This is a genomic window from Acinetobacter amyesii, from assembly GCF_023499985.1.
Taxonomy (GTDB): Bacteria; Pseudomonadota; Gammaproteobacteria; order Pseudomonadales; family Moraxellaceae; genus Acinetobacter; species Acinetobacter amyesii.
The window spans coordinates 68,153-93,003 of the sequence record NZ_JAMCOU010000006.1 but is presented as its reverse complement, the minus strand read 5'-3'; the positions used below and the strand labels follow the sequence as shown (position 1 = coordinate 93,003).

Genomic DNA, 24,851 nt, shown 5'->3' with positions numbered 1-24,851 from the left:
AAAGCCCTGTCGAAACAGGGCTTTTTTCTTTTATTGCGAGTTGCTAGCGCTTAGTGACGAGCAGCTTTGCCACCTTCAGTTGCTTTGACAATCGGTGTCTTTGCAAGAGGTTTAGGCATATCAACCAAGGCTAGAGGTAAAATCTCATCAATCGATTTCACTGGTTTAATTTCTAGACCTTCTTTGACATTGTCTGGAATCTCAGTCAAGTCACGAACGTTATCTTGTGGGATAAAGACAAGCTTGATGCCACCACGGTGAGCAGCGAGAAGTTTCTCTTTTAAACCACCAATGCGCATTGCACGGCCACCAAGACTGGTTTCACCGGTCATCGCAATATCTGGACGAATCGCAATGCCTGTAAACGCTGAAACAAGTGCGGTAGTTAGGGCCAAACCAGCAGATGGACCATCTTTCGGTGTTGCACCTTCTGGTAAATGCACGTGTACATCAGTTTCTTCAAAGCGAATCGCTTCAATACCTAGTTCATCTGCACGGGTGCGTACAACAGTCATCGCTGCTGTGATCGATTCTTTCATGACATCGCCAAGAGAACCGGTGGTAATGAACTTGCCTTTACCTTTTACTGCTGCAACTTCAATCGTTAGCAGTTCTCCACCAACAGATGTCCATGCCAAGCCATTTACACGACCCACTTCAGCTTCTTCTTCGGCCATACCGAAGTCGAATTTGTGTGGACCTAAGTAGTCAGGAAGATTTTTCGAATCCACTTCAATTTGAAGATTTTTCGCTTTCTTGCTCACTGCTTCTTTTACCACTTTACGTGCAATTTTCGATACTTCACGTTCTAAGCTACGCACACCGGCTTCACGTGTATAACGTTGTACGATATCGCGAATGGCTTCTTCGTGAACGGTTAATTCTTTTGCACGTAGACCATTATTCTTGATGGCTTTTGGAACAAGGTAACGTTCAGCAATATTCACTTTTTCATCTTCGGTGTAACCCGGTAGACGAATCACTTCCATACGGTCAAGCAAAGCTTCTGGAATATTCATGCTGTTTGCAGTACAGATGAACATCACTTCAGAAAGGTCTAGATCAAGATCTAAGTAGTGATCATTGAACTTGCTGTTTTGTGATGGATCTAGGACTTCAAGCAATGCTGAAGCAGGGTCGCCACGATAGTCTTGCGCCATTTTGTCAATTTCATCGAGTAAGAACAGAGGGTTCTTTACGCCAACCTTAGACAAAGATTGCACAATTTTACCCGGCATCGCACCGATATATGTACGACGGTGACCACGGATTTCAGCTTCATCACGCACGCCGCCAAGCGCCATACGGACAAATTCACGACCAGTTGCTTTGGCAACAGATTCACCGAGTGAAGTTTTACCTACACCTGGGGGACCAACTAAACATAGGATTGGACCACGAAGTTTTTTCACACGTGATTGAACAGCAAGGTATTCCACAATGCGGTCTTTCACGTCGTCTAAACCATAGTGATCGGCATCAAGAATATCTTGAGCTTTCGCAAGGTTAATGCTGACTTTGCTGGCTTTGTTCCAAGGCGTATCTAAAATAACTTCTAGATAGTTACGCACGACAGCAGCTTCGCTTGAAGCAGGTTGCATTGCTTTTAGCTTACGGAACTCATTTTCAGCTTTTTTACGTACATGTTCAGGTAAATCGGCTTCAGCTAGACGTTTTTCAATTTCTGCAACGTCATCCTCACCACCGCCATTCATGTCAGAAAGTTCGCGTTGAATGACCTTCATTTTTTCATTTAAGAAGTATTCACGCTGATTCTTTTCCATTTGGCGTTTTACAGAATCATGTAAGGTTTGCTCAATTTGCTGCTCTTCTGACTGTTGTAATAAATACGTCATAAGCTCAGCTAAATGTGCTTCAAATTCATCATGCTCTAAGAATTTTTGTTTTACATCAATATTCAAAGGCACGCGTGTTGCTACGAAGAATAATAATTGTAGCAAATCATCAATTTTATTGGCTGCTGCAATCAATTCACGTGCGTTACGCAATTTTGCTTCTGCATATTGAGCAAATAAGGTGCGTAATTCTTCCACACGATTATTCTGAGTTTCTGAGTCTACAGAAACCGTCATTGGGCTTAATGAATGCTCGGCAGTCAGGTAATTATCGGCATCGATAATTTTTTCTAACTTGGCACGATATAAGCCTTCAATCAGTACTTTTATACAGTTTTCATCATTCTCATGATTCACAACTTGCACAATCTTCGCGACAGTACCGTATTGATATAAATTGTCGTGATCAATTTCTTCTGTTAGCGAATCTTTTTGTGCAACTACGAATACAAGATTGTCACTGTCACGTGCGACATTGACTGCATTGATCGACTTTTCACGACCCACAAACAGTGCAATTTGCATGTGAGGATATACAACCACATCTCGTAGCGCTAAGAGCGGTAATACGCTCGGAATTGTAGTTTCCAAGCTTTCTTCATTCATAATAATCTCAGACATGGGCACTCCTAATGAGTGACAACGGTGTTGCCATGTTTTTTATAGTGATGTGTATTTTTTAAATTACAAGGGTCATGCCAATTAAAATGTGTAAAAAATGACTAAATATGTGATTTTTAAGTGTAACTCAGTGTCAAAAATATCAAATTAACGTTTGAAACTTAAAGTTTGAGATGGGCTAATAAAGCCATCTAGCGGTTGATCCCATGCTTCTCGGACCAAGGGATCTTGAATGAGTTGAAAATCATGGCCAAGTCCTAAACGGTATGGGGTAGAGTGGGCAGTCGCTAATGTTTTATCGTAGAAGCCACCCCCCATACCAATACGTGTGCCGTACTTATCGCAAGCCAGTAAGGGCATTATTAAAAGGTCAAGGTGAGAAACATGCTTCCCGCGGCTTGCCATCGGTTCTTTCATACCGAGCGGGTGATGAGAAAAACGTTTACTAATATATTGATGACGTGAGATTTCAACCCAAACCAGTTGCTGATTCATGTTGCAAATCATGGGTAAATACACGTGTTTTTGATGTGCAAAACAGTAGTGGATGATCTTTTGAGTGTGAATTTCACCGAATGCATGTAAATACACGCCTATATGCTGACTGCTCTGAAAATGACTGAGTCTGACTAAACGCTGTAGGACTTGTTGTTCAGCTTGTCGTTGGGTCCATAGGTTTAGGCTACGACGCTGCTTGCGGAGTTGTTTACGAAGGCTGGTGGTGCTGAAAGTCATGATTCATTTCAAAGTAGCACAAAATTCTCAAAGGCATTTTAACGCGTTCAAGCTTAAAAGTCCGAAGAAATAGATTTTATCTTTTTTATATAAAGCGTTCCTTAAAACACTAGTCGGCTTAAGGAACGCGGACTTATTTAAGGCTTTTTAATACCAAGAATTTGGACGTCAACACGACGATCTGCTTGTAAGCAAGCTTTTAAGGCATTTCGATCTTGAACATCAAAACAACCATTGGTTACAGGCTGAGTTTCACCTGCTGAATCGAAACTTAATTTGTCAGCAGCAATCCCTTGGTTCATTAAGTAATTTTTGACAGTCTGTGCACGTTGTAATGCAAGTTGCTGATTATATTGCACACTGCCTAAACGGTCGGTATGGCCGGTAAGCTTAATCATATCAATACGTGCATATTGATTATTTAGTTTAGTTGCTAGTTTATTCAAGCTTGATTTACCTGCAGGAAGTAAATCGGTTAATTTACCACCATTAAATTTAAATAAAGAATCGGCAGCTAAGTTTATATTATCTAAACTCGGTTCAATTGGTTTTATTACATTATTTAGAGCATTTTCTCTAATCGGGCAATTATTAATTGTAGTGCCATCATTATTTAATATAATAGGCTTGCCGTTATTATCAACTGTAAGTAATAAGTTATTCAAAAGTGACTTTTCGTTTACATAATAGCTAACTGAATAATTTTTACAATGATTTGTACAATTTTTCACCTTAAATTGGTATTCACCTTCTTTTAAATAAAAATCAGCAGAATTATTAATATAAAAATCACCGGCTTTAAAGTCATCTATATAGAGCTTAGTTGCACATTTTTGGTTCTTAGCTAATCATCTGCGCATAATTTTTCATCACGTTGAACATGTATTTTGTATGCATCAATCATATTGTTTTGAAACAATAAATTATCTGGTTTTGCATATTTATTTACGCCAGGAAAAGTTGAACATGCGACAACTGAGCGTCCACAAGTTGAAGTGACTGTGACACCGAATGGTGACATCGTACAGACTTAACCTGATGACACCGATCCATCCACAATTACGCCTGACCAAATTACGGTTAAAGATCCAAATGGCAAAGACATCGTGGTTGAGTTTGGTACACCTGAGACTCAACCAGACGGTTCAATTACGGTAACGGGTAAAGTGCCAGAGGACGTTGAAGGCAAAGTTACGGTTAATGTACCAGAAGGTTCATATGAAGACACTTCGGGTAACCTGGGTCTACCAGGTACAGGCAACGAAAACATCAATATGGTTCCGCTTGTAGCAGAAGTGACGATTACACCAGATGGTAAGATCACTGTGACTTATCCTGATGATGTTGATCCATTGACAATTACAGAAGATAAAATCATTGTTGAAGGTCCAAATGGTCCAATCGAAGTACCATTTACGCCGCCAGTGGAACAACCAGATGGCTCATATGTGTGACTGGTGAAGTACCTCCGGGTGTTGATGGTGACATTACAGTAACTGTCCCAACAGAAAGCTATGAAGATAAATCAGGTAATCCGGGTGAGGAAGTAGATAAAACTGTCCCAGTGGACAATATCGCTCCTGAAGTTGAAACAACCCAAGTGGTTACGACAGAAGATCAAAGTGTGACATTAACATGGGCGCATTTTGGTATTTCAGATGCAAATACAGCAAATGATCAGCTTGTTATTACGGTAACAAATCTGCCAAAAGATGGTGTATTGACAATCGTAGATGCTGCTGGGAATAAAACACCAATCATCGCGGGTCAAACACTATCTTATGCTGATATTAAGGTATGAAAATTTATGCTATTACAGAGAACGGAACTCGAGTATTGCTTGGAACTGCGGATACAAATGGCAATTTAAGTTTTGTCGCTGATGGCATGAGTATCGAAGGTTCAAACTTAGTGGCGATTGCACCACCAAGTTTGGCTGTTACGGGTAATTCTTTACAGTTGAACGTGAAGCTTGAATCTCTTGCAACTGAAAAATCGAATGGTTCAACTGCAAGTTCAGAATTAGAGTTCGGTGTAATTTTGTATCCTGCTTCTGTAACAAACGCTGCACCTGAAATTGAAATTGAACCAGAAGTAGTCACTGTTGGTGCAGCTGTTGCCGGTCAAAAAATTGCTGCTTATGCTGCATCGGATGCAGATAATGATAGTCTGAATGTGACATTTGCTAATGGCTCGACAGTTAGTGCCGACGGTTTCTATCAATTATCAGTGGCTGATCAATCTGTAACCTTAACTCAGAAAGGTGCGGATCAGCTAAATTCAGGTGCTGTATTGCCTTCGATAAGTCTTCAAGTTACTGATGGTAAAGTTACAACTCCTGTAACTGGCAATGCTGAACTCATTGAGTTAAAAGCAACATTAACAAGTGAAATTTCGGTATCAGGGTCAACATCAGGTGGAACTGGTGGTGGTGCATCAAGTGCAGTGATTAACGTTCCAAACCTAGGTACGATTTATAAAGATGCTGAAGGTAATTATGTTTCTGATGATCTTGTTGCGGGAGCGAAAATTGTAGATATTGCTGCACAGATGCAAGCTATTATCAATGATCCACAGTATGGTAATGATTTCAATAAAATTAACAATGCGCTAAGAATCTTTACTAATTTGAAAAGTGAAATTAACGTTTCTGAAATTATTATTATCAATTGGGAGAAAATTAACAAAGTTCTGACTCAGAAAGAGCTTGGGCTTAATTTCTCAAATAGTTTCCCTAAAGACTTTGGAGGTCAAAAAGGTACTCCGAGTGATTGGATTGTATTTGATGAAGCGTATTCAGGTGAAAAATATCCTGTCAATTCAATGATTTTAAACAACTCTGATACAACCAACTATATTGATGGTTTTAACTTAAGTATTACGGGTGTCCAAAATGTAAGTGGTTTCCAAATTAATATGTTGGAAGGTGTACTATTTACGGATGGAACTCAAATTGCTAAGACAGGTGAGAAAAATCAAAATGGACAGGATCAACTTGGTGTAGTAGCTCCGGAAGCAGACGCTCCAGAGAAAGTTTTACAATTTACTTTACATGCAGAAGTTCTAAATGATGCAGAGGAAAATGTGAATGTAAATGGTGTGAAATTTAAATCTGCTGCTCTTGATGCTTTAGTTGATGCCAAAGTTTCGGTAAATGGTATATCAGTAAGCAAAGATTCAGATGGGTATTATACTTATCAAGGCACTTCAAGTAGTCAAGTTGAAGATTTTGTAGTGAAAGTTACAGTCCCTGAAACCTCAATTCAAGATGTAAATGTACTTACAACCCAGCTCGAAACAGAGTTAGGAAACAGTAACAATGTGCTTCCTATTCAGGATACAGTGACTGCGACAGCATCGTTTGCGATGTTCTCATTAGAAAGTGAAAGTTTACTTATTGGTGATATTGTTTTCGACCTTCTCGCAGACGATAATTGGGGCGGTAATACATTAACAACAGTAAATGATTTTTCTATTGCTGACCAAATCGATATATCTTCATTACTTTCTGACGATGCAACTGAAGCGAATCTCGCAGAGTTTGTAACAGTAGCATATGACGAAGAAACTGATTCAGCTGTGATTTCAATTGACCGTGATGGCACATCAGGTACGGAATATGAATCACAAGATCTTGTAGTCTTGCTCAATCAAACGAGCAAAGTCGAACTAGATGACCTAATCAACAATAATCAAATTATTTACTAATAATTTGATGAACTAAAAAAGCACCTTCGGGTGCTTTTTTTTGCTTCCCAAAAAATGAATGTAGATTGAAAACTTGGTTTTAATCAACAACTCATCGGAATTAAAACAAATACGCTATATCTACACTTGTATATTGAATAAGCTTTCTTTGTGCTTAAAAAGCGACACTTATCTGATGACGTAGCTCAAAAGGTATGCATAAAAACAAATTAATGGACAATAAAAATGAAAAAGAATCTCTGGATCAGGACACTTCTTTGTATGACGGTTGCGGTGTCGCCACTTACTTTTGCAGCGACAACCACTGCACCCGTTCCACCCAATAGCCAGCAAGTTTTTTTTGTGGGTAATAACTGGGATGGTACGGTTACAGTCATCAATCCTGCAAAAAACTATCAGAAAGTTGGTGTCATCAATATGGTGCCCGACAAAAAAGAACGGCTCACTGAAATTTACCTTAACCCAGTAAAATTGATCGCCTATAGCTACATTCGTAATACAGCAGGAGAGGGAAATGATCAATTGGTCGATGACATGTATTCCACACCAGATGGCAAATCGGTGGTTGCCTCACGCCCAAGTTATGCAGATGTAGTCTCGATTAACATAGCAACAGGAAAAATCAATTGGCGCACACCCGTTGAAGGATTTCGCGCAGACCATATGGCGGTTTCACCCGATGGGCAACAGGTTGCAGTATCAGCGTCTTCAGGAAATGTCGTACATATACTCGATATCAACACAGGCAAGGAACTCGGGCGCTTTGCCACAGGAGATAAGCCACATGAAAATATTTACTTTGATGGTGGCACAAAAATTCTTAACTCAGCCATAGGTAATGTCGAAACCTCAATGGATGCAGCGTGGCAGGATTTCACTAAAGGCAAACGCTATATCACCATTGCCGATGCTAATAATTTTAAAGTCTTGAAGAAAATTGATTTTCGTCCTGCATTGGATGCCTTTGGTCGTAAAGACCTGTCTAACTCAGTTCGACCGATTGTATTTAGTAAAGATGAATCCAAAATCTATGCTCAGGTCTCATTTTTTAATGGTCTGGTCGAATATGATCTCAATCAAGACAAAGTCACGCGCATTGCACAGCTTCCGGGAAGTACAACTATTCCCTCTGATCGCACGAAATGGGTAAATGACTCACGTCATCATGGGCTTTCGATCAGTGGAGATGGTGAAAAACTATGTGTTGCAGGAACGATGGATGATTATGCCACCATCATCGATCGTAAAACTTTGACCGCGGCGAAATTGATTGCTGCAGGCAAACCGTATTGGGCAACGCAAAGTCCAGATGGTAAGCGTTGTGTCATTTCTGAAAGTGCCACAGATGCAGTAACCGTGATTGATTTTGCAACAGGTGAAAAAGTCATCACAGTTCCAGTTGGCAATCACCCACAGCGTGTTCGTTTAGGTTATGCACCAGCAGGATGGGGCAGTCAGTAAAACAGTTTAAATCAAAAGAAAATGGAAAAATCAGAGTCAAATAGGCTCTGAATTTTTTAATTGAAGAATATTTAGAGATTGAATCATGTATAAGAAATGGATTGTTATCGGGTTAGTGGTTGGCTTGATTTTATTGTTGATGATTCAGTTATTAAAACCAAAGCAGCAGGAGGTTCATGAACAGCTGCCGTTAGATCAACAAAAAGTGTCTCAAACACGTTCAGAGCGAACTATAGAAAATGTATTGCAGCATTCAAGTTTTAATTCCAAACAATCAATACTCGACAGTGAAACGCACTCTGAGCTATTACAGCAACGTGAACAGGTATATCAACAATTTCAGCAAATAAATACGCTGATGAGTCAGGGACAGCAGCCGAATCAAAATCAAGTACTCGCTCTACTCGAGCAACAATATAACTTGGTTAAAAAAGGCGTCGTGAAATTGGATGAAGCCATTTCATCAATTCAATATTTACGACAAATTCTTCCTGAAATGGACAGAGCTTTGGATAGACAGTTAGCTAAACTGGAACAACTCAAAAAATGAATTAACTTGAATAAATAAACTTTTAAACTAACCAAACTTAAATGAAATAATTATGGTGAAGAACAAAAGTAGAGGGGCACGGAAATAGAATAGTAAATTAAAAAAATTTTTTAAATCAAATGCTTGTAATTTAAATAAGGATTTGGAAAATAAACACTCCGAAGATGCCGCTGCAAATGTCGTGACCCTGAACCCGATGAGTTCAAGGTGGACGCGACGTACACTCGCTGGGTTTCCCACTCGAGGAGGGCATACGCTCAGAATATACAGAACACATCCATAAGTTTAAGTATCGGCAGGGGATTAGACCTAGCTGGCGAACACCTCAGAGATGTGCTCAGTATAACGAATTCAGCGTTATTGGCAAATCACCAAACACTGACAAAGTGTTTAAAATGAAGCAATCGGGCAAAGTATAATCACTAAACCACCGATTAATCAGTCAATTCTTCAACTTGTTCCAAAATATTTTGCAACAAAAGTTCGCAGTTTGCATATTCTTGCAAACTCTTATTCATTGACAGGACTTCTTGCATTAATTCAAGTGCGACCATAATGATCAGCTTACTCGGTTCCATACGTGGTGCTTTACGACGAAATTCATCGTATTTGTCATTCAGTAATTGTGCTGCGCGTTCTAAATCGGCTTGTTGGTCAGAAGTAGTTGCTAAACGGAAACTATGACCTAGAACTTTTAAATCAACTGCAATTTGTTCACTCATGATCAAACTTCCTCATTACTTTCAGTCGGATGTGCCAATTGTTGAATTTCTTGCGCATGTTGATCTTGAGCTGTACCTAAAATAGCTAAACGTTGAATAATCGCTTCAACTTTTGCTTTGGCATGTTCATTTTTTTGCAATAAACGTTCACGTTCTTGCTGCAAACCTTGAATTTCTTGTTGAGCATGACGCTGTTCATTTTGCATCTTTTCTTTAACGATACGTAGCTCATTACGTTCTGCCAAAATTTCTTGAAAACGATTTTTTAGATCAGTACAGCTTTTTTCAAGACGGCTATATCGGTCAGCCAAAGCAGTTGCATCAGTATTCAGCTGGTGAAGTTGAGCACGTGAATCAGTTAATTGCTCATTCAGCGTATCAATTTCTTCTTGTTTGGAGGTGATAATACCGTTCTTATGTACAATTTGAGCATGATGGTGCTCATCAGACGAGTTTTTCTCATCTTGTAGGGCATTATTTTCGCTTTCAAATTGCGCCAGTCGCTTTTTTAAAACGCTAATATGCGCTTGGAGACGCTGTAATTCTTCTAACATAACGTAGTCGCACAGTCTTGCAAACAAAGGTAATATATACGAAGTATAGAGATTGGATAAGCGAATGCAAGACGATATTTCAGGTTGGTCAGATTGGTCCCAGAATTTTTCTAAAATTGAAGAAATTTCAAGCCCAAGTGAGTTACACGGTCTACTCACTGGTATAGTTTGTGTGTCACAACCCCCGAGTCGTGAAGAGTGGCAACAAATTTTAGCAACGCTTGATGTAGCTGAATTAGACGAAGATGCGGTGGCATTGTTGACTGAAGAAGCAGAAGATGTAGCTCATTCACTTTCAGATGATGAACTCGACTATCTTCCTTTATTACCAGATGATGATCACTTGCTAGGTGAGCGTGTGCAAGCCTTGGCAGATTGGTGTGCAGGTGTGGTTCTTGGTTTTGGTTTGGCGGCAGGTCATCTGCGCACTAATGAACAAGAATTGATTGAGCATTTACAGGATGTCGCTTCAGTAGAATTTGAAGATTCAGATGATGATGAAGAAGGTGAAGAAAGCTATCAGGAATTATACGAATTTGTTCGTTTAATCCCAGTGAGCCTGTCTATGGGACGTACCAAAGTTGATGTTTCAGAAACACCGTTGCTACAACTGAGCGCTAAAAATTCATCGGCTCAAGTGGGGAATGTGGTTGAAATGTTCACCCCACATCGTCCAAGCTAAGGCATTAATTTTGCTTATATCTATGTGAGGTATTACGTGTTTTTATACATGCCTCACATAGATTGAGAGATTCATATTCAATTGAATCAAAATTTAAACAATATCAGCCAGCAGGTATAAGAAGTATTTAAATGAAGAAATTAACTCAAGCGGATTTTCAAGAACGTCGAGACATCCTTGCGGGTGAAATGGGACTACGTAGTATTGCAATTATTGCCACGAGCAAAGAAGCCATGCGTAATCGCGACGCAGATTATAAATTTCGAGCTGATAGTAGTTTCTTTTATTTAACAGGTTTTGCTGAACCTGAAGCGGTTGCAGTGATTGAAACTTTTGATAGCGAAGAAGAAGGTTATAGCTATAGTTTGTTCTGCCGTGAACGTGACCGTGAAATGGAAATTTGGAATGGCTACCGTGCGGGTGTAGATGGGGCTGTAGAAGATTATGAAGCTGATGAGGCTTATGCCATTGATTTATTAGACGAAGAAATTTTAGAAAAATTACAAAATAAAGATAAATTATTCTACCGTATTGGGCAGCAACCAGATTTTGATGCTCGTGTGGCGCAGTGGATTTCGGCTGCAAGTGGTGAATCACGTAAGGGTGCAAGTGCGCCTGCTCAAGTCATTCAACTAGATCGCATCATTGATGAAATGCGTCTGCACAAATCTGATGATGAACTTGAATTGATGCAAATTGCTTCGGATATTTCAGCAGAAGCGCATACTCGTGCCATGCAAACGGTTAAACCGGGCATGATGGAATATGCACTAGAAGCAGAACTGAATTATGTCTTTGGTAAAAATGGCTGTGTGCCTTCCTATAACAGCATTGTCGGCGGCGGTGAAAATGGCTGTATTTTGCACTATGTGGAAAATGACAAAGAACTCAAAGATGGTGATTTGGTACTGATTGATGCAGCATGTGAATATCAGCTGTATGCTTCAGACATTACCCGTACTTTCCCAGTCAACGGTAAATTCAGCCCTGAACAAAAAGCACTTTATAATATCGTACTCGATGCGCAAATTGCGGCGATTGATGCGGTGCGTATCGGCAACTCTTATAAAGAACCACATAACGTTGCAGTGCGTATTTTAGTTCAAGGTTTATTGGATCTTGGCATTATGCAAGGAGATATTGACGAAATCATTGAAAAAGAAGCTTACCGTCAGTTTTATATGCATGGTACGGGTCATTGGCTTGGTATGGATGTGCATGACGTCGGTTCATACAAACAAGAGGGTGAATGGCGTGCCTATGAGGAAGGTATGGTTGTGACTGTTGAGCCAGGTCTTTATATTGCGCCAGATGATGAAAGCGTTGATGCGAAATGGCGTGGTATCGGTATTCGTATTGAAGATGATGTTGTAGCGACTAAAAATGGTCCACGTGTTTTAACAGCTGCAGTGGTGAAATCTGTAGAAGACATTGAAGCGCTGATGGCGAAAGCGAAAGCCGCTTAAGTTAATATAGTAATTAAAAAAGCCGGTCAGATGATCGGCTTTTTTATCTACAAGCAGTCTTATAAATACTAGTCATATAGACAAGGTTAATTAGCAATGTAGTTGATTTTATTATGTTAAGTTTTTACAAAAATTAGATATAAGTCTTTTTAAATTAATCGTATAAATTTTTTATTTTAATCATAATTATGGGCGTTAGAAAAGCTGGGGTGGTTATTCCCTTTAATGGCAATCAACAGGATATTGAAAGACTGGTAAATGATTGGCTGGTTTATTTTGAAGAAAACTCAAAATCTGCATTAGATATAGAGTGGCTGACGGATCATATTGTTTGTATCAATAGTGCCGGATTAGCACATTTTGCTTTTACTGAACCTGAAAAATGGAGCAGTTTGCTAAGCAGTCAGTTGCCGATGAAATGGATGATCTTCTTTGATTTTGCAGACACAAATTCAAGCTATAGCTATGCGCTTTATAAAGAGGGTGTAGAAATCAGATGTGTCATTCAAGCGGAAGAAGAGGAACTTTACATGGATGGAGAAAGACAAGATTTTGAAAAGGAATGGTTAAACTTTTCAACAAGGTATTTATACGAATATGTTGAAAATGGCAAAGTTCAAAAAAAATGGACGACTGATTTAAACAGTTTAAAAGAAGAAATCAATCAAGATTTGGAAAGCTATTATCAGTATTATTATTTTAGCGAAAAGGATCATTTAATTTATCATACTCAATTGGTTCGGCAGTTATTGATTGAACTCTTTAAAAACTATGTCGGTTTTGAAATCTTTGATAGTGATTATAATCCAGTAAAGAAAATAAAGTTTAAGTATAACAATCAGCGTACTTATGATGATTATTTGAGTTTAGCCTCAAGAGGGGATATTGCAGCCCAAATTAAATTGGGTGAAATGTATGAAACGGGATGCGGCGTCGAAAAAAATGATGTTACAGCACAAGGATGGTATCAAAAAGCGGCTGATCAGGGTGATGATGCAGCGATGCTGAAGTTAGCCGTGCTGTTGTTCAAAAAGCCATTTAAAACACATATTCATATCGCTTTAGATCTACTGAATCAGTCAGTGGAAAAGGGAAATATAAACGCAAGAACGACTCTTGCTGAAATATATGAAAAGGGCGAAATTCTTGATCAAGATTATAATGTAGCAATGAGCTTGTACAAGCAATCGGCAAAACAAGGCTGTGCAATTGCTCCCTATAAAATTGGCTTAATGTATGAGCTAGGCAATGGCGCAGCTCAAGATTTAAAGATGGCGAAACGCTGGTATCACCAAGCGGCGAATGCTTTTAATCAAGATGCAGAAATTCGATTGAAGAAATTAATCCAGCATTTTAATACTTAAGCCATTCATTTAAATTATTCCGTATTAAGGAGATCATTTCTGTCTTTTGTGTTCTATATCTTTATCTATTGCTATGAAAATAAATTGAATACATGAGCGCAATATTTTGACCAAATCATGGAAAATATTAAATAAATATAAAAAAAGCCGATCTATTGATCGGCTTTTTAGCTTCACTTTGCGATTAAGACTTTTGTAAAAATTCTGTCGCTAATTTTAAAAACTCTTCCGGTTTTTCATATACGGCCAAATGTCCGGTTGCCGGTTCAGCATGTGAAATCAGATCTATAGCATATTTGACCATACACTCGGGTGCATATAATCATAATTACAGCCATTCACTAATGTTTGTTTGTTGATTTTTTTTTTCGATGTCTCAGTCATATCGGTATGAATCTACAACTCAGCTTGGTGGGTAAATCTTTCTCAATTATTGGTTTGCAGCGTATTTTCTAAGGTTTGCGCCATAGTATTTTCACACCATGCCAAGGTAAAGTTGGCGCTAAAACCTGTTTGAATAATAGTGCTCGACATCGCTTTAGAGTTGCTCTGTACCTAACTCAAATTAAAGCTTGGTACGTGCATCAACTTTAGGATAAGGCGCCAATAACACAACAAAAATTACATTTTCTGGATATATTCTGCTGCGGAATATATCCAGAAAATGTTGTGTAATGAAAAGCTCATTAAACCGAATGGTGTAACATAAGTGGTTTCTGCAGCTGCAATCACTTATTCAACTAATTGAGCAATGGCTAAAGGCTAATCATCAGGTTGTTAGCTTGATATCATCCTTTTGAATGCATCAAAACATGACATGTTCAAATGACGCTGATTTACGCAAATGATGGTTGATTCTGATGGACTTAGCCATTTTTATTGTGATTTTCTCTTTTTTAAAGATCAATATTTACGGTAAGAGATGATTAATTTTGTATTTAATCAGTGCAAATACCTGCAACTAATTTGTATTTCATTATAAAAAATCATGCCCTTGATGTAAGATAAAATTCATTACAGATTATATGTATTTCGAGTGAATGTCCTAAATTCGAATACTTGATAAAAAAGGAAACAAGCATGCAGCAAGAAGTCATCATAGTTGGTGGTGGTATGGTCGGTTTAAGTCTGGCACTCATGTTGGCCAAAGACAAAATTGGCGTAAAACTTTTAGAAGCCATTAAATACCCCAATTATGATGATGCAAACCTTGAGCCTTATCACTCGAGTTTTGATGCACGAAACAGCGCATTGTCACGCCGTACGGTGCAAATTTATCAAGAACTAGGTCTCTGGGATGCTTTGCAGGAACACGCCACACCTATTTTAGAAGTGAATATTACAGAGCAAGGCAGTTTTGGTAAGGCAAGACTCAAAGCAGAACAAGAAAAAGTCGAAAGCTTTGGACAAGTTATTGAAAATGCATGGTTAGGCCGTGTGCTGCTCACAGAAGTCAAAAAACAACAATTCATTGAATTAATTGACGGCGTACAAGTGACTTCGCTGACGCAGGATGCAGACCATGCCTATATTGAAGCAAAGCGTGCTGAAGAACAGCTCAAACTACAATCTAAAATTGTGATTGCCGCCGATGGCCGTGATTCATTCTGCCGTAAAGCCTTAGGTATTGGCGCATCGGTGCATGATTATGACCAAGTGGCGATTGTCACTACAGTACAAACCTCTAAACCGCATGGTCATGTCGGTTTCGAGCGTTTTAGTCCGCTTGGTCCGCTAGCGCTGCTACCACTTCCAGGTGAATACCGTCGCTCAGTGGTTTGGCCTGTTCCTAAAGGAACTGAAGGCGAGTGGATGGGTGATGAAAATGATCAGCACTTCTTAGATGCTTTACAAGAAACCTATGGCGACCGTGCAGGTAAATTCCAAAAAACTGGTAAACGTTTCAGCTTCCCATTGTCACAAGTACTTGCAGAGAAACAAGCTGTAGGTCGTGTAGTGCTCATGGGAAATGCTGCCCATACCATTCACCCAGTTGCTGGTCAGGGCTTTAACTTATGTATGCGCGATGCCTATGTACTACGCCGTTATTTAAAAGAGCAAGTTGAAAAAAATGCAGATCTGGGTGATGCAGCTATGTTGCTTGATTATGAAAAATCGCGCCTGACCGATCAGCAGCGGGTGATTAAATTCTGTGATTCAGTTGTTCGTGGTTTTAGCAACCAGAACCCATTTTTAAAATTGATTCGCAATACTGGATTAGTTGCCTTTGACACCATTCCGGGGATTAAGCCTTTAGTCGCGAATTATGCAATGGGGCTAAAAGCATGAGTTTAAATCAAACAAATGTACTGGATGCAGTGATTGTCGGCGGTGGCTTGGTCGGTGGCTTAACGGCATTGCTGTTGGCGCAAGGCGGTGTGCAGGCTACGGTATTGGATGCGGCACCTATTTTGGATGCAGAAAAAACCAAAAGTGTTGTGAATCCTCGAGTTTTGGCGCTCAGTCAAGCCACCATTCATTTAATCAAGACTGTGGGCGTTTGGGAAAAGCTTGCCCGTCAGCAGCCTTATACTGGTATGCAGGTGTGGAATAAAAATGGCTATGGAGAAATCAATTTTGGTCATGTGGCAGATCAAACACCATCAGTTGAGCAAGCTTTAGGTTCAATGGTTGAACCAAGTGTATTGAATTTAGCCATTCAAGAAAAAATGCTAGAACAGCTTGAAGACTACCGAACCCAAGTTAAGGTCAGTCGAGTTGAGCGCGGCGTTGGTGTGTGGATCATCCACCTCGCAGATGGTACACAGCTCAAAACAAAACTGGTGATAGGTGCAGATGGTGCAAACTCATTTGTCCGTGAGCAAGCTTTCATCGATCTAGATGTGCTGGACTATAAACAAGCCGGTGTGAGCTGTGCAATTAAAACCGCCCAACCGCATCAGCATGTAGCGCGTCAAATTTTCTTAGAAACTGGGCCTTTGGCATTTTTGCCGATGGCGAGTCTAAAAAAAGAAGAAAGCGGTTATTGGCAATCGATTGTGTGGACCTTACCAGATGATTATGCCGATGAATATGTGGCTTTATCCGATGTGGAATTTACTGCGTTGCTCACTCGAGAAAGTCATCACATGCTCGGTGAAGTCTTAGAAGCAACGCCACGTGCTAAATTTCCATTGAAGGCACGAGCTGCGCAGCAATATGTCCATGATGGTCTAGCGTTGATTGGTGATGCGGCTCATGTGATTCATCCGCTTGCAGGACAAGGCGTGAATATTGGTTGTTTAGATGCAGCGGTGCTTTGCGATGTGCTTTTGACCGATAAAAAACGAGGTGTGTGGGCACATGAACAAAGTTTGAAGCGCTATGAGCACCGCCGTAAAGGGCAAAACGATGCCATGATGCATAGTATGTCCGCGATTGGTTGGTTAGAAACCACCACTTTTTCACCTGTGGTGTGGGCGCGAAACTTTGGTTTAAAACAAGTGGAAAATCAGACTGTTCTAAAAGATGCGTTTATGGCTCAAGCCAATGGTCTGAGTATTTTAAAAGATACAATCTACGCAGCTTAGGTCAAAGTCAGATATTTTTTAGACAGTCGTATAAACAAGGTTACGATTTTGATTAAAAAAGATACGATTTTTTGATTGTGGGTACTAGTCGAAATGCTCAGAGATTGCTAAATTTCTGTTAATTTAAAACCAGCCATTCGCTGGCAAACAGAAGTCATTCGCGGGGAGAACACAATGACTGATATGAACGATTATGATGATCCAGAAGATTCAGTAGTTGATGAAGATGAAGCACAAGCAGCTGAAAAAGGTGCAGGTGACGCAGCTGATTCTGCCTCTGATGATGACACCTCTGAAGCTGAAACATTAACAGTGACTGCAAAACTAAAACAACGTCAGGCGCTTGAAGATGAAGTTGCTGCGTTCTTAGCGCGTGGTGGTCGTATTACCGAAGTCCCTCCAGACGAATCGGCAAAAGATTAAAATGAAAAAACACCACGTCATGTGGTGTTTTTTTTGCTTCATTCGCTTGTGCGATGATGCACGTCATTCATTTTTTAACTAAGCATGTTTAGTTATGACGTTGTGAAGTTATTTTAAGCCGTCTTTGGCTTCATATATTTACGACTGATCGCGTAAATAGGATAGAACACAAAATGTAGTAAAAGCAAAAACATACAATTAATAATAAATGCAGCAATATACGGCGGTGCATGCATGGCCGCCACAGCAGCGACAAAAGATTGAAAAAGTAATACCGCACTCAAAACGACATAAGCCCAATAGCGATGCCTATCCCAAAATTGGCTCAGTTTCAGTAAATTACCGACTATAAAATAGAGGGAACAATATCCACAGACCATCGTAATCGCGCTATGATCGGCCGTCATTTGCTCGCCACTAATATAGTGCGGATAGGGTTGAATGCCAGTATAAATAATATGTGCAAGAGCCGTGAGCCAAACCAGATTAAAGAGAATGAACACCAGCGGTTTATTGACAGACAGATTTATGGACATGTTATAAGCAACTTTTTTTCATTCTATTTAAATTATTGTATGGGATAGCTTATGGAACCCGTAGGTCCCATAAGCGGTTCAAATTAAAAATAAAAAAATTAAGCTTAATCGTTCGCTTGGGTTAACTCTAAAGCACGTTGATAGGCCACTTTCTTTTTAATCCCAGTTAAATCAGCAGCCAACTGAGAGGCAGCTTTAACGGACAAGTCTTGAAGTAAACGCGTCAACAATTTGTCTAACTTTTCTTGCTCTAGGTCTTTTTCTTCGGTCGCACCACCAATTACCAAAACGATTTCGCCTTTTTGCTGATTATGATCAGATTCGACAAAATGAACCAACTCACCCAAAGACATTTTTTTAATGGTTTCAAATGTTTTGGTAATTTCACGTGCAAAGCCCACAGGACGATCTGCACCAAAGACATTCGACATATCTTTTAGGCAGTCCACAATACGGTGCGGCGCTTCATAAATAATCATGGTTTGAGTTTCGTCTTTCAATTTTTCCAGTGCTAAAAGACGTTGTGACTGTTTAGAAGGTAAAAAGCCTTCGAAACTAAAACGGTCACTGGGCAGACCGACAGCACTGAGAGCTGCAATGGCAGCACAGGCACCCGGCACAGGAATGACACGAATATTTTTTTCTTGTGCAGCACGAACCAATTTAAAGCCGGGGTCACTGATCAATGGCGTGCCTGCATCACTAATCAGCGCCATATTTTCACCCTTTTCGAGGCGTTCAATCAGCTGGTCTATTTTGTTGCTTTCGTTATGGTCGTGGCAGGCGGTTAAAGGCGTATTGATACTAAAATGTTTAAGTAATTGTGCGGAAGTTCGTGTATCCTCGGCGGCAATAATTTTAACCGACTTCAATACCTCAATTGCACGATAACTAATATCATCTAAGTGCCCGATTGGAGTTGCAACAACAAATAACTGAGCACTCATAGGTTTCTCCATGTTGGATAATAAGAACAAAATTTTGGGTCTTTGCCTTTTAAGCAGTCTGTTTACTGCTGCACAGGCAGACGTTTTGGTCATTCTACCTGAATCTGGCCCTATGGCGCGAGCCGCATCCAGTATTAAGCAAGGTTTCAATAGCGCATATCAATCGTCAGACTACAAAGTGCCCATTAAGTTTGTAGATTCAAATCAAAAGCAAATTGCAACGATATTGAAGCAACAGGTCAATAAAAAAACTCAATTGGTGATTGGTCCTTTAGCACGTCAAGATGTAGAAGCACTAGTTAAAGCCAAGCCGAAAGTCCGTGTGTTGGCTTTGAATGAAACGACAAGCCAAATTCCAAACGTCTGGCAGTACAGTCTATCGAAACGGGATGATGCCCTAGCACTCCAAAAAGTCTTCGAAAAAGACAAATTAGCGCAAGTGTTAGTGTTACGTCAGCCCGCAACAGAGGCAGAGCATGAATTACTACTCATGTCCTTAATTAGTCAAAGTTCAGTGCCGATACAAGTGGTTGAACAACTCCCAACGAAGCTGGACAAAAATCAAGGGGTGCTGTTGCTGGGCAATAATGAATGGTTAAACAGTCAAAAAAAACTACCTAAAGCAAAACTATATAGCGTCGCCAATGCGATTGAAGCCACTAAGCCCATTCCTGTAGGGCTGAAATTTTGTGATGCACCTGCATTGCATGACGCGCGTTGGCCTGACCTGATCCGAGCTTATGAGGAAAATCCAGTAGATATGCCATATCAACGTCTTTTAGCTTTTGGTGGGGACACATGGCATATTGCAAAACAATATTTGCAAGAACCGAAATTAAAAAGCATTGAATTTCAGGGGCGAACAGGACTAATCAAAATTAGTCAAAACAATATTCAGCGTGTTCCTCACTGCTATGAGCGAAGTAAAAAAGGCATCGTAGCGATCTCACTATAGGGATGAAACGATGCAGCTAAACTTAGAGCGGATGAATATAGGACAGATGAATCTGGGACAGTGGGCAGAACAGCAAGCGCTACGTTTGGTTGAGCAGCAAGGCTATGTACAGGTGCAACAGAATTATCATAGTCGTTATGGTGAAATTGATTTGATCGTCACACGTGGTCAAGAATTGGTGTTTATCGAAGTTAAAGCTCGTTCGCATACCCGTTATGCCCAAGCCATCGAAAGTATCTCTATTCATAAACAACGTAAGATGATGAAGACTGCGTTGCATTTCTTAAATGAACAGTCCCATTTTCAAAATTATTATTGTCGCTTTGATGCAATTTGTTTTGATTTTTATCAACACTTTGCAAAAACACTACAGCAAGACTTTTCTAAATACCCGTATCATCAGCAATGGATTGAAAATGCTTTTACTTTTGATCAAGAGTTGATTAATCTTTGATAAAACAAACTGTGTAAACGCATAGAAAAATACGTGTGGAAATTTGAGGAGTCGTGCTGAGTGGTTAAGCGTATTGCAATAACGATGCTTTGTGTCGCAAGTTTATCTGGCTGTGCGAGTTTTATTTCGAATGGAACAGGATCAGCACCTGTAGGAACTGAAAGCGGCGCACGCTCATTGGGACAAGTTTTTATTGACTCTTCCATTGTTCGAACAGCAAAAATTAACTTATATAAATTAGATACTCGTTTTAAACAGTCACGTGTCAATATTGAAAGTTTTCATGGCAATGTCTTATTGACTGGGCAAGTGCCAGATAATCATTTAAAAGAATTGGCAGAAGAAAATGTCCGTTCAATGAGTGATGTCAAAACTGTACATAACTATATTACAGTGGGTAATCAGATCAGCTATAGCACCATCATGCAAGATACTGCGGTCACTGCGAATACCCGTGGTTTGATTATGAAAGCGCCTGTGGTATCTGACAGCAAAGTACACATTCATACTGAAGATGCTGTTCTTTATGTGATGGGCCGTTTAAACAGTGCGGAAATCACAGACTTAAATCAAATCTTGCAACAAGTGGGTAATGTAACGCGAATTGTCACTTTAATCGATAATATTGATCAGAACCCAAATCCACAGGCACGTTCAATTAACTCAAGTTACACCACACCTGCTGTAGGCAATGTGCAACCTGAAGTACAAACGCCTGTAGCGATAGATCCGGATGCTGTCGATCCAAATGCTCAATAAAATGTCGGAAATGATGCTGTAAAATATGAATCAATGGTCTCTGCGGCTTCAGCAAAAAATGGATTTGGCTAAATCTTTATACCGAAATTTTCGGTTATATGATTTTGGCAGTTATGCATTAAATCGACTGACACCCAAACAAGGATATCATGTTCAAAACAATATCCCTTATGGTCTAAAAGCGCGCCATCGCCTAGATTTGTATCGCACGTCAGCACCTCGTCAGCAACGTCCACTCATCGTTTTTGTACATGGTGGAGCGTGGATGCATGGTGACAAAAAGGACTATGGATTCATTGGTGAGGCTTTTGCAAAAGAAGGCTTCGATGTTGCTGTCATCAATTACCATCTCGCACCTGAATATATTTTTCCGGCTTCAATTGATGATCTTAGCCTTGCATTAAACTATTTGACGCAGTCTCAGCATAAGTTGCAGATTGAAGTGGAAAATGTGGTGTTAATGGGACATTCGGCAGGGGCATTTAATGTCATGTCTGCACTGTATCATCCGACGCCTTATCAGCTACAAGTGAAAGAGAATATTCGTGCAATTGTGGGATTGGCAGGGCCATATCATTTTGATTATAAAGGTGATCCGATTTGTGCAGATGCCTTTGATCAAAATGTACCGTATCAACAAGTGATGCCATATTATTTTGTTGAGCAAAATCAAGTGAAGCATTATCTATTCACTGCGGATAAAGACAATATCGTTGGCCATAGCAATAGTGAAGATTTTGATCGTCGATTAAAAGCCTCAGGCAACCATAGTCAATTGATTCAAATCCCTCGTGTTGGGCACATCACGATGATTGGTTCAGTTTCGAGTCTATTTAGTCGCTTCTTTAAAACCAAAGCTGAAATCATGCGTGTACTCGATGAAATTAGTCCACCTTAATGTCTTTGGTTAAATGATTGAAAATAAAAAACCGCCAAGTATGGCGGTTTTTTTATTGCATGATTTATTTACTAAAAATAGCTACTTATAACCAGGCTTCGGTGTCATCTGCAACAGCAGACCCATGGATGACATGCATAATCATCGAATGGGCGATACTTCCTTTGAACGGAATTTCAGGTAATGCATCAAATTTAAAGAAAGCCGCATCACTTATTTCTTCTTCTTGTAATTGAAGCTCACCTGAAGCATATTCTGCTTTAAAGGCGATCATTAAATTACTTGGGAAAGGCCAAGGTTGGCTTGCCAAATATTGAATATTTTTGACCTTCAGCCCAACTTCTTCTTCAGTTTCACGACGAACTGCTTCTTCTAGAGTTTCACCCACTTCAACAAAACCTGCGATCAGTCCATACATAGCACGGACATTTTTTGCATTTTTTGCCAATAAAATTTCATCTTCACCACGGGTAATGACGGTAATGACACAGGGGTTTACACGAGGGTATTGGTGATAACCGCAAGCAGGGCAAACCATGGCATATTCTGTGGCGTGGACTTGAGTTGCTGTACCGCAGTGGCTACAAAATTTATGATTACGGCGCCATTCTAAGAGTTGAATAGCACGGCTGGCTTGTTCAAATTGCTGAACATTCCAAAGTTGTAAAAGCTGACGAATAGGGATGAGTTGTAAGCCTTCAGGAATTGGCTCATTTTCAAGTAGATCACGGGCAATCACTCGATCACCCGTGCCAATATTTAAATCACTTGCGAGTTGTTCAACTTCGGGAAGTTGAAAGTTTTCATCGACTAGCAATTGCTGTTGTTTGAAGATATACGCAAGTGATAATTTAGACATTAGGCTGCTGCTGATTTCAGTTTTTCGCTACTGTCCAATGCTACCTTAAACATGCCCTGTAAAACAGGTTGTTTGTTCTTTAAATTGTCAATCAACATATCTGCGCTTGCCAATGAATCTAATGCTTGATTCACTTCGTTTGCTTCAATCGCTGTTGAAGATTCAACTCGTTTCAAAATGAATTGAGCTGTTGAATTCAGCGCATTTTGAGCCGCATCTGCATTGAGGAACAACATCGCACCACCAATTTCACGGAATTGAGTTGCAGTCGCTTCAAGTTGTGTCAAATCTTGGTTTTGTAAATACTGAACTAAAGATTGGCTAGCAGCATCAATTAAAACCTTGGTCTCATTTAACAGAGCAGCGTGCGCTTCATCTAAACGGTCGAGTGAAATATTCATATTATTCACACGAAGTTGTAAGCGGCTAGAAGTGTGATGACGCTCAAGCACACCAATCGAGTTCATGGCAGACAAGATATTGTTCATCAACTGCTGGGCAAAGCTTTCATCTTGTAAAATCTCAGCATTACCTAATGACGCAGCTTGACGCGAGAGGTCGTTATACGCTTCATTTAAGTTCAAGACTTTGAAAATATTTGCCAATTCGTTCAATTTCGCTTGAAGTTCTTGGGTTTTTTCAGGCGTCATATTTTGATAGTTAAATTCAATATCATTACGAATTTGCGTCATTTCAGTCGTTACCAATTCACCAATGGTATGCATGGTGTCGAAGTCAGGACCATATAAATGACGACTGAAAACTTGCAATTGGGTGTCGGTAAGAAGGTCTTCACCGATATTTAATTTGCCACGAATATGATGAGAAATGTCATCTTCTTGGCTAATGTTTAGACTTAAGACATTGGCTAAATCAGAAATGGATGCTTTAAAGCGCTCAGTTCCTGCAAAATATTGAGCCATATTGCGTTCAATGCTTACCAAGGTACGTAAGCGAGCATCAGAAATTAAGATTTGATCAATTTGATTAAACGCAACAAAAACCAAGTTCCAATATTGTTTGCTTGGATGTTTGTCTGAAAGACCTGCTAAATACGCACCGACCAATTTAATCGCTTGCAGATCCAGCTCAGTTTCTTCTTGTTTAATCAATTTATTCAACGCCAACTTATACAGACGGTGAACGTATTTTGATTTTTCAAGTGCAGGAGCTTGAGGTAGGTCAAAGTCAGGAGTAATACAATCGAGTAGGGACTCAATGTGTTGGCCTTCCGACGTTAGAGGTTTACCTAAAGATAGTTCTAGACGATTAAGACTGTCCAGCAGGAATTGTGGAATTTTAACTTCACGTAGGCAGATAAATTCGATGTAGCGTTTCAGCATGGTCGTGCCTTCGCTCAGTGCGATGACCTCTTGAGTGTTAATTTGCGCAGGATTCCCCATGATCTTGCGCATTAACTCTGCTGAATATTGAGCGATTTTTGCCAAACTTGGCATATCAACTAAAGCTAGTACTTGAGCACATTGTTCAAATTGAATCAGTGCATCATCAATCCCGAAAGGTAAAGTTTGATCTTCAACTAAGGTGCTGACTGCTGATTCGACTAACTTGATTGAGTTATCAACCTCATTTTTTATTATCAGCAAAGCCGTTGGATCAAAATGGATAGAGGTTTGGTAAGACATGTATCTGCACCTTTCCTAGATGTTTTATCTTGTTTATTAACCGCCCCTTAAGGCGGTCCATGTTTATGGTTTTACTATAGCGTATGTAAGAATTGTTTATATACAAAAAGTAACACGAAATTTAG

Annotated in this window: 24 protein-coding genes and 1 other RNA gene; 15 read left to right on the top strand and 10 right to left on the bottom strand. The window is 39.8% G+C overall.

Translation table 11 applies throughout. The features are described from left to right. Positions 1 to 50: 50 nt before the first annotated feature. The 3 genes from lon to M5F03_RS00465 form a co-directional block, all read right to left on the bottom strand. Positions 51 to 2,477 (bottom strand): endopeptidase La, encoded by a 2,427-nt coding sequence (gene lon, locus M5F03_RS00475; RefSeq protein WP_180079046.1) that lies wholly within the window; start codon positions 2,475 to 2,477, stop codon positions 51 to 53. Positions 2,478 to 2,624: 147 nt separating this feature from the next. Further along, complete coding sequence (locus M5F03_RS00470) at positions 2,625 to 3,212, bottom strand: 5-formyltetrahydrofolate cyclo-ligase (RefSeq protein WP_180079045.1); 588 nt, start codon at positions 3,210 to 3,212, stop codon at positions 2,625 to 2,627. Between the two features lie 137 nt (positions 3,213 to 3,349). Then, a complete protein-coding gene (locus tag M5F03_RS00465) occupies positions 3,350 to 3,877 on the bottom strand; it encodes an OmpA family protein (protein WP_249705843.1) in 528 nt (175 codons plus the stop codon). Positions 3,878 to 4,318: 441 nt separating this feature from the next. Between M5F03_RS00465 and M5F03_RS00460 the strand changes: the two genes are divergently transcribed. From M5F03_RS00460 to M5F03_RS00440, 5 genes are all read left to right on the top strand, one after another. Next, the gene (locus M5F03_RS00460) at positions 4,319 to 4,666 is read left to right on the top strand and encodes a hypothetical protein (protein WP_249705841.1); all 348 of its coding nucleotides are present in this window, start codon (positions 4,319 to 4,321) and stop codon (positions 4,664 to 4,666) included. Further along, on the top strand, positions 4,663 to 5,013 hold the full coding sequence (locus M5F03_RS00455; RefSeq protein ID WP_249705839.1) for a cadherin-like domain-containing protein: 351 nt from the start codon (positions 4,663 to 4,665) through the stop codon (positions 5,011 to 5,013). Before M5F03_RS00460 ends, M5F03_RS00455 begins: the two co-directional genes overlap by 4 nt. After that, complete coding sequence (locus tag M5F03_RS00450; protein ID WP_249705837.1) at positions 5,010 to 6,920, top strand: type I secretion C-terminal target domain-containing protein; 1,911 nt, start codon at positions 5,010 to 5,012, stop codon at positions 6,918 to 6,920. The genes M5F03_RS00455 and M5F03_RS00450 overlap by 4 nt, the downstream gene beginning before the upstream one ends. Positions 6,921 to 7,181: 261 nt before the next feature. After that, the gene (locus M5F03_RS00445; RefSeq protein WP_249706027.1) at positions 7,182 to 8,381 is read left to right on the top strand and encodes a YncE family protein; all 1,200 of its coding nucleotides are present in this window, start codon (positions 7,182 to 7,184) and stop codon (positions 8,379 to 8,381) included. An 85-nt stretch (positions 8,382 to 8,466) separates the two neighbouring features. Continuing rightward, positions 8,467 to 8,931 carry a hypothetical protein gene (locus M5F03_RS00440; protein WP_180115367.1) on the top strand — a complete coding sequence of 155 codons (465 nt, stop codon included), beginning with the start codon at positions 8,467 to 8,469 and terminating at the stop codon, positions 8,929 to 8,931. 152 nt (positions 8,932 to 9,083) lie between these two features. Here the strand turns inward: M5F03_RS00440 and ssrS are convergent. The 3 genes from ssrS to M5F03_RS00425 form a co-directional block, all read right to left on the bottom strand. Beyond that, a non-coding RNA gene (gene ssrS / locus M5F03_RS00435) (6S RNA) lies at positions 9,084 to 9,266 on the bottom strand. 99 nt (positions 9,267 to 9,365) lie between these two features. Further along, on the bottom strand, positions 9,366 to 9,653 hold the full coding sequence (locus M5F03_RS00430; protein ID WP_168378082.1) for a cell division protein ZapA: 288 nt from the start codon (positions 9,651 to 9,653) through the stop codon (positions 9,366 to 9,368). Between the two features lie 2 nt (positions 9,654 to 9,655). Continuing rightward, entirely contained in the window at positions 9,656 to 10,207 is a 552-nt protein-coding gene (locus M5F03_RS00425) for a hypothetical protein (protein ID WP_180107603.1), read from the bottom strand. 64 nt (positions 10,208 to 10,271) lie between these two features. Between M5F03_RS00425 and M5F03_RS00420 the strand changes: the two genes are divergently transcribed. From M5F03_RS00420 to M5F03_RS00395, 6 genes are all read left to right on the top strand, one after another. Then, positions 10,272 to 10,889 (top strand): UPF0149 family protein, encoded by a 618-nt coding sequence (locus M5F03_RS00420; RefSeq protein ID WP_111885849.1) that lies wholly within the window; start codon positions 10,272 to 10,274, stop codon positions 10,887 to 10,889. A 131-nt stretch (positions 10,890 to 11,020) separates the two neighbouring features. Next, the gene (gene pepP, locus M5F03_RS00415; protein ID WP_180115366.1) at positions 11,021 to 12,355 is read left to right on the top strand and encodes a Xaa-Pro aminopeptidase; all 1,335 of its coding nucleotides are present in this window, start codon (positions 11,021 to 11,023) and stop codon (positions 12,353 to 12,355) included. Positions 12,356 to 12,543: 188 nt separating this feature from the next. After that, positions 12,544 to 13,719: a tetratricopeptide repeat protein gene (locus tag M5F03_RS00410; RefSeq protein ID WP_180035394.1), complete on the top strand. Its 1,176-nt coding sequence runs from the start codon at positions 12,544 to 12,546 to the stop codon at positions 13,717 to 13,719. A 1,080-nt stretch (positions 13,720 to 14,799) separates the two neighbouring features. Continuing rightward, positions 14,800 to 16,008, top strand: a complete 1,209-nt coding sequence (locus M5F03_RS00405; protein WP_249705827.1) for an FAD-dependent monooxygenase — start codon at positions 14,800 to 14,802, stop codon at positions 16,006 to 16,008. After that, on the top strand, positions 16,005 to 17,249 hold the full coding sequence (locus M5F03_RS00400; RefSeq protein ID WP_249705825.1) for an FAD-dependent monooxygenase: 1,245 nt from the start codon (positions 16,005 to 16,007) through the stop codon (positions 17,247 to 17,249). The genes M5F03_RS00405 and M5F03_RS00400 overlap by 4 nt, the downstream gene beginning before the upstream one ends. 174 nt (positions 17,250 to 17,423) lie before the next feature. Next, positions 17,424 to 17,672 (top strand): hypothetical protein, encoded by a 249-nt coding sequence (locus M5F03_RS00395; protein WP_078192934.1) that lies wholly within the window; start codon positions 17,424 to 17,426, stop codon positions 17,670 to 17,672. Between the two features lie 113 nt (positions 17,673 to 17,785). On the opposite strand, the gene M5F03_RS00390 is transcribed toward M5F03_RS00395, so the two are convergent. Continuing rightward, the gene (locus M5F03_RS00390; protein WP_249705823.1) at positions 17,786 to 18,208 is read right to left on the bottom strand and encodes a hypothetical protein; all 423 of its coding nucleotides are present in this window, start codon (positions 18,206 to 18,208) and stop codon (positions 17,786 to 17,788) included. A gap of 104 nt (positions 18,209 to 18,312) precedes the next feature. Then, the gene (gene rsmI, locus M5F03_RS00385) at positions 18,313 to 19,155 is read right to left on the bottom strand and encodes a 16S rRNA (cytidine(1402)-2'-O)-methyltransferase (RefSeq protein ID WP_078189168.1); all 843 of its coding nucleotides are present in this window, start codon (positions 19,153 to 19,155) and stop codon (positions 18,313 to 18,315) included. 10 nt (positions 19,156 to 19,165) lie between these two features. On the opposite strand from rsmI, the gene M5F03_RS00380 reads away from it, so the two are divergent. From M5F03_RS00380 to M5F03_RS00365, 4 genes are read left to right on the top strand one after another with little or no spacing between them, the layout of a single operon-like run. Then, the gene (locus M5F03_RS00380) at positions 19,166 to 20,110 is read left to right on the top strand and encodes a penicillin-binding protein activator (protein ID WP_180107609.1); all 945 of its coding nucleotides are present in this window, start codon (positions 19,166 to 19,168) and stop codon (positions 20,108 to 20,110) included. 46 nt (positions 20,111 to 20,156) lie between these two features. Next, positions 20,157 to 20,564: a YraN family protein gene (locus M5F03_RS00375; protein WP_078193291.1), complete on the top strand. Its 408-nt coding sequence runs from the start codon at positions 20,157 to 20,159 to the stop codon at positions 20,562 to 20,564. Positions 20,565 to 20,624: 60 nt separating this feature from the next. Beyond that, a complete protein-coding gene (locus M5F03_RS00370) occupies positions 20,625 to 21,323 on the top strand; it encodes a BON domain-containing protein (protein ID WP_078192932.1) in 699 nt (232 codons plus the stop codon). A 25-nt stretch (positions 21,324 to 21,348) separates the two neighbouring features. Further along, on the top strand, positions 21,349 to 22,221 hold the full coding sequence (locus M5F03_RS00365; RefSeq protein WP_180183842.1) for an alpha/beta hydrolase: 873 nt from the start codon (positions 21,349 to 21,351) through the stop codon (positions 22,219 to 22,221). Between the two features lie 85 nt (positions 22,222 to 22,306). Here the strand turns inward: M5F03_RS00365 and nudC are convergent, their stop codons facing one another. Next, entirely contained in the window at positions 22,307 to 23,080 is a 774-nt protein-coding gene (gene nudC, locus M5F03_RS00360) for an NAD(+) diphosphatase (protein WP_078192931.1), read from the bottom strand. Beyond that, on the bottom strand, positions 23,080 to 24,726 hold the full coding sequence (locus M5F03_RS00355; RefSeq protein ID WP_249705820.1) for a chemotaxis protein: 1,647 nt from the start codon (positions 24,724 to 24,726) through the stop codon (positions 23,080 to 23,082). The genes nudC and M5F03_RS00355 overlap by 1 nt, the downstream gene beginning before the upstream one ends. Positions 24,727 to 24,851 lie beyond the last annotated feature (125 nt).

Coding starts and splice junctions, on each gene's coding strand:
- lon (WP_180079046.1), bottom strand. CDS start 2,477: ATGTCTGAGATTATTATGAATGAAGAAAGCTTGGAAACTACAATTCCG.
- M5F03_RS00470 (WP_180079045.1), bottom strand. CDS start 3,212: ATGACTTTCAGCACCACCAGCCTTCGTAAACAACTCCGCAAGCAGCGT.
- M5F03_RS00450 (WP_249705837.1), top strand. CDS start 5,010: ATGAAAATTTATGCTATTACAGAGAACGGAACTCGAGTATTGCTTGGA.
- M5F03_RS00445 (WP_249706027.1), top strand. CDS start 7,182: ATGACGGTTGCGGTGTCGCCACTTACTTTTGCAGCGACAACCACTGCA.
- M5F03_RS00440 (WP_180115367.1), top strand. CDS start 8,467: ATGTATAAGAAATGGATTGTTATCGGGTTAGTGGTTGGCTTGATTTTA.
- M5F03_RS00430 (WP_168378082.1), bottom strand. CDS start 9,653: ATGAGTGAACAAATTGCAGTTGATTTAAAAGTTCTAGGTCATAGTTTC.
- M5F03_RS00425 (WP_180107603.1), bottom strand. CDS start 10,207: ATGTTAGAAGAATTACAGCGTCTCCAAGCGCATATTAGCGTTTTAAAA.
- M5F03_RS00420 (WP_111885849.1), top strand. CDS start 10,272: ATGCAAGACGATATTTCAGGTTGGTCAGATTGGTCCCAGAATTTTTCT.
- pepP (WP_180115366.1), top strand. CDS start 11,021: ATGAAGAAATTAACTCAAGCGGATTTTCAAGAACGTCGAGACATCCTT.
- M5F03_RS00410 (WP_180035394.1), top strand. CDS start 12,544: ATGGGCGTTAGAAAAGCTGGGGTGGTTATTCCCTTTAATGGCAATCAA.
- M5F03_RS00405 (WP_249705827.1), top strand. CDS start 14,800: ATGCAGCAAGAAGTCATCATAGTTGGTGGTGGTATGGTCGGTTTAAGT.
- M5F03_RS00400 (WP_249705825.1), top strand. CDS start 16,005: ATGAGTTTAAATCAAACAAATGTACTGGATGCAGTGATTGTCGGCGGT.
- M5F03_RS00395 (WP_078192934.1), top strand. CDS start 17,424: ATGACTGATATGAACGATTATGATGATCCAGAAGATTCAGTAGTTGAT.
- M5F03_RS00390 (WP_249705823.1), bottom strand. CDS start 18,208: ATGTCCATAAATCTGTCTGTCAATAAACCGCTGGTGTTCATTCTCTTT.
- rsmI (WP_078189168.1), bottom strand. CDS start 19,155: ATGAGTGCTCAGTTATTTGTTGTTGCAACTCCAATCGGGCACTTAGAT.
- M5F03_RS00380 (WP_180107609.1), top strand. CDS start 19,166: ATGTTGGATAATAAGAACAAAATTTTGGGTCTTTGCCTTTTAAGCAGT.
- M5F03_RS00375 (WP_078193291.1), top strand. CDS start 20,157: ATGAATCTGGGACAGTGGGCAGAACAGCAAGCGCTACGTTTGGTTGAG.
- M5F03_RS00365 (WP_180183842.1), top strand. CDS start 21,349: ATGAATCAATGGTCTCTGCGGCTTCAGCAAAAAATGGATTTGGCTAAA.
- nudC (WP_078192931.1), bottom strand. CDS start 23,080: ATGTCTAAATTATCACTTGCGTATATCTTCAAACAACAGCAATTGCTA.
- M5F03_RS00355 (WP_249705820.1), bottom strand. CDS start 24,726: ATGTCTTACCAAACCTCTATCCATTTTGATCCAACGGCTTTGCTGATA.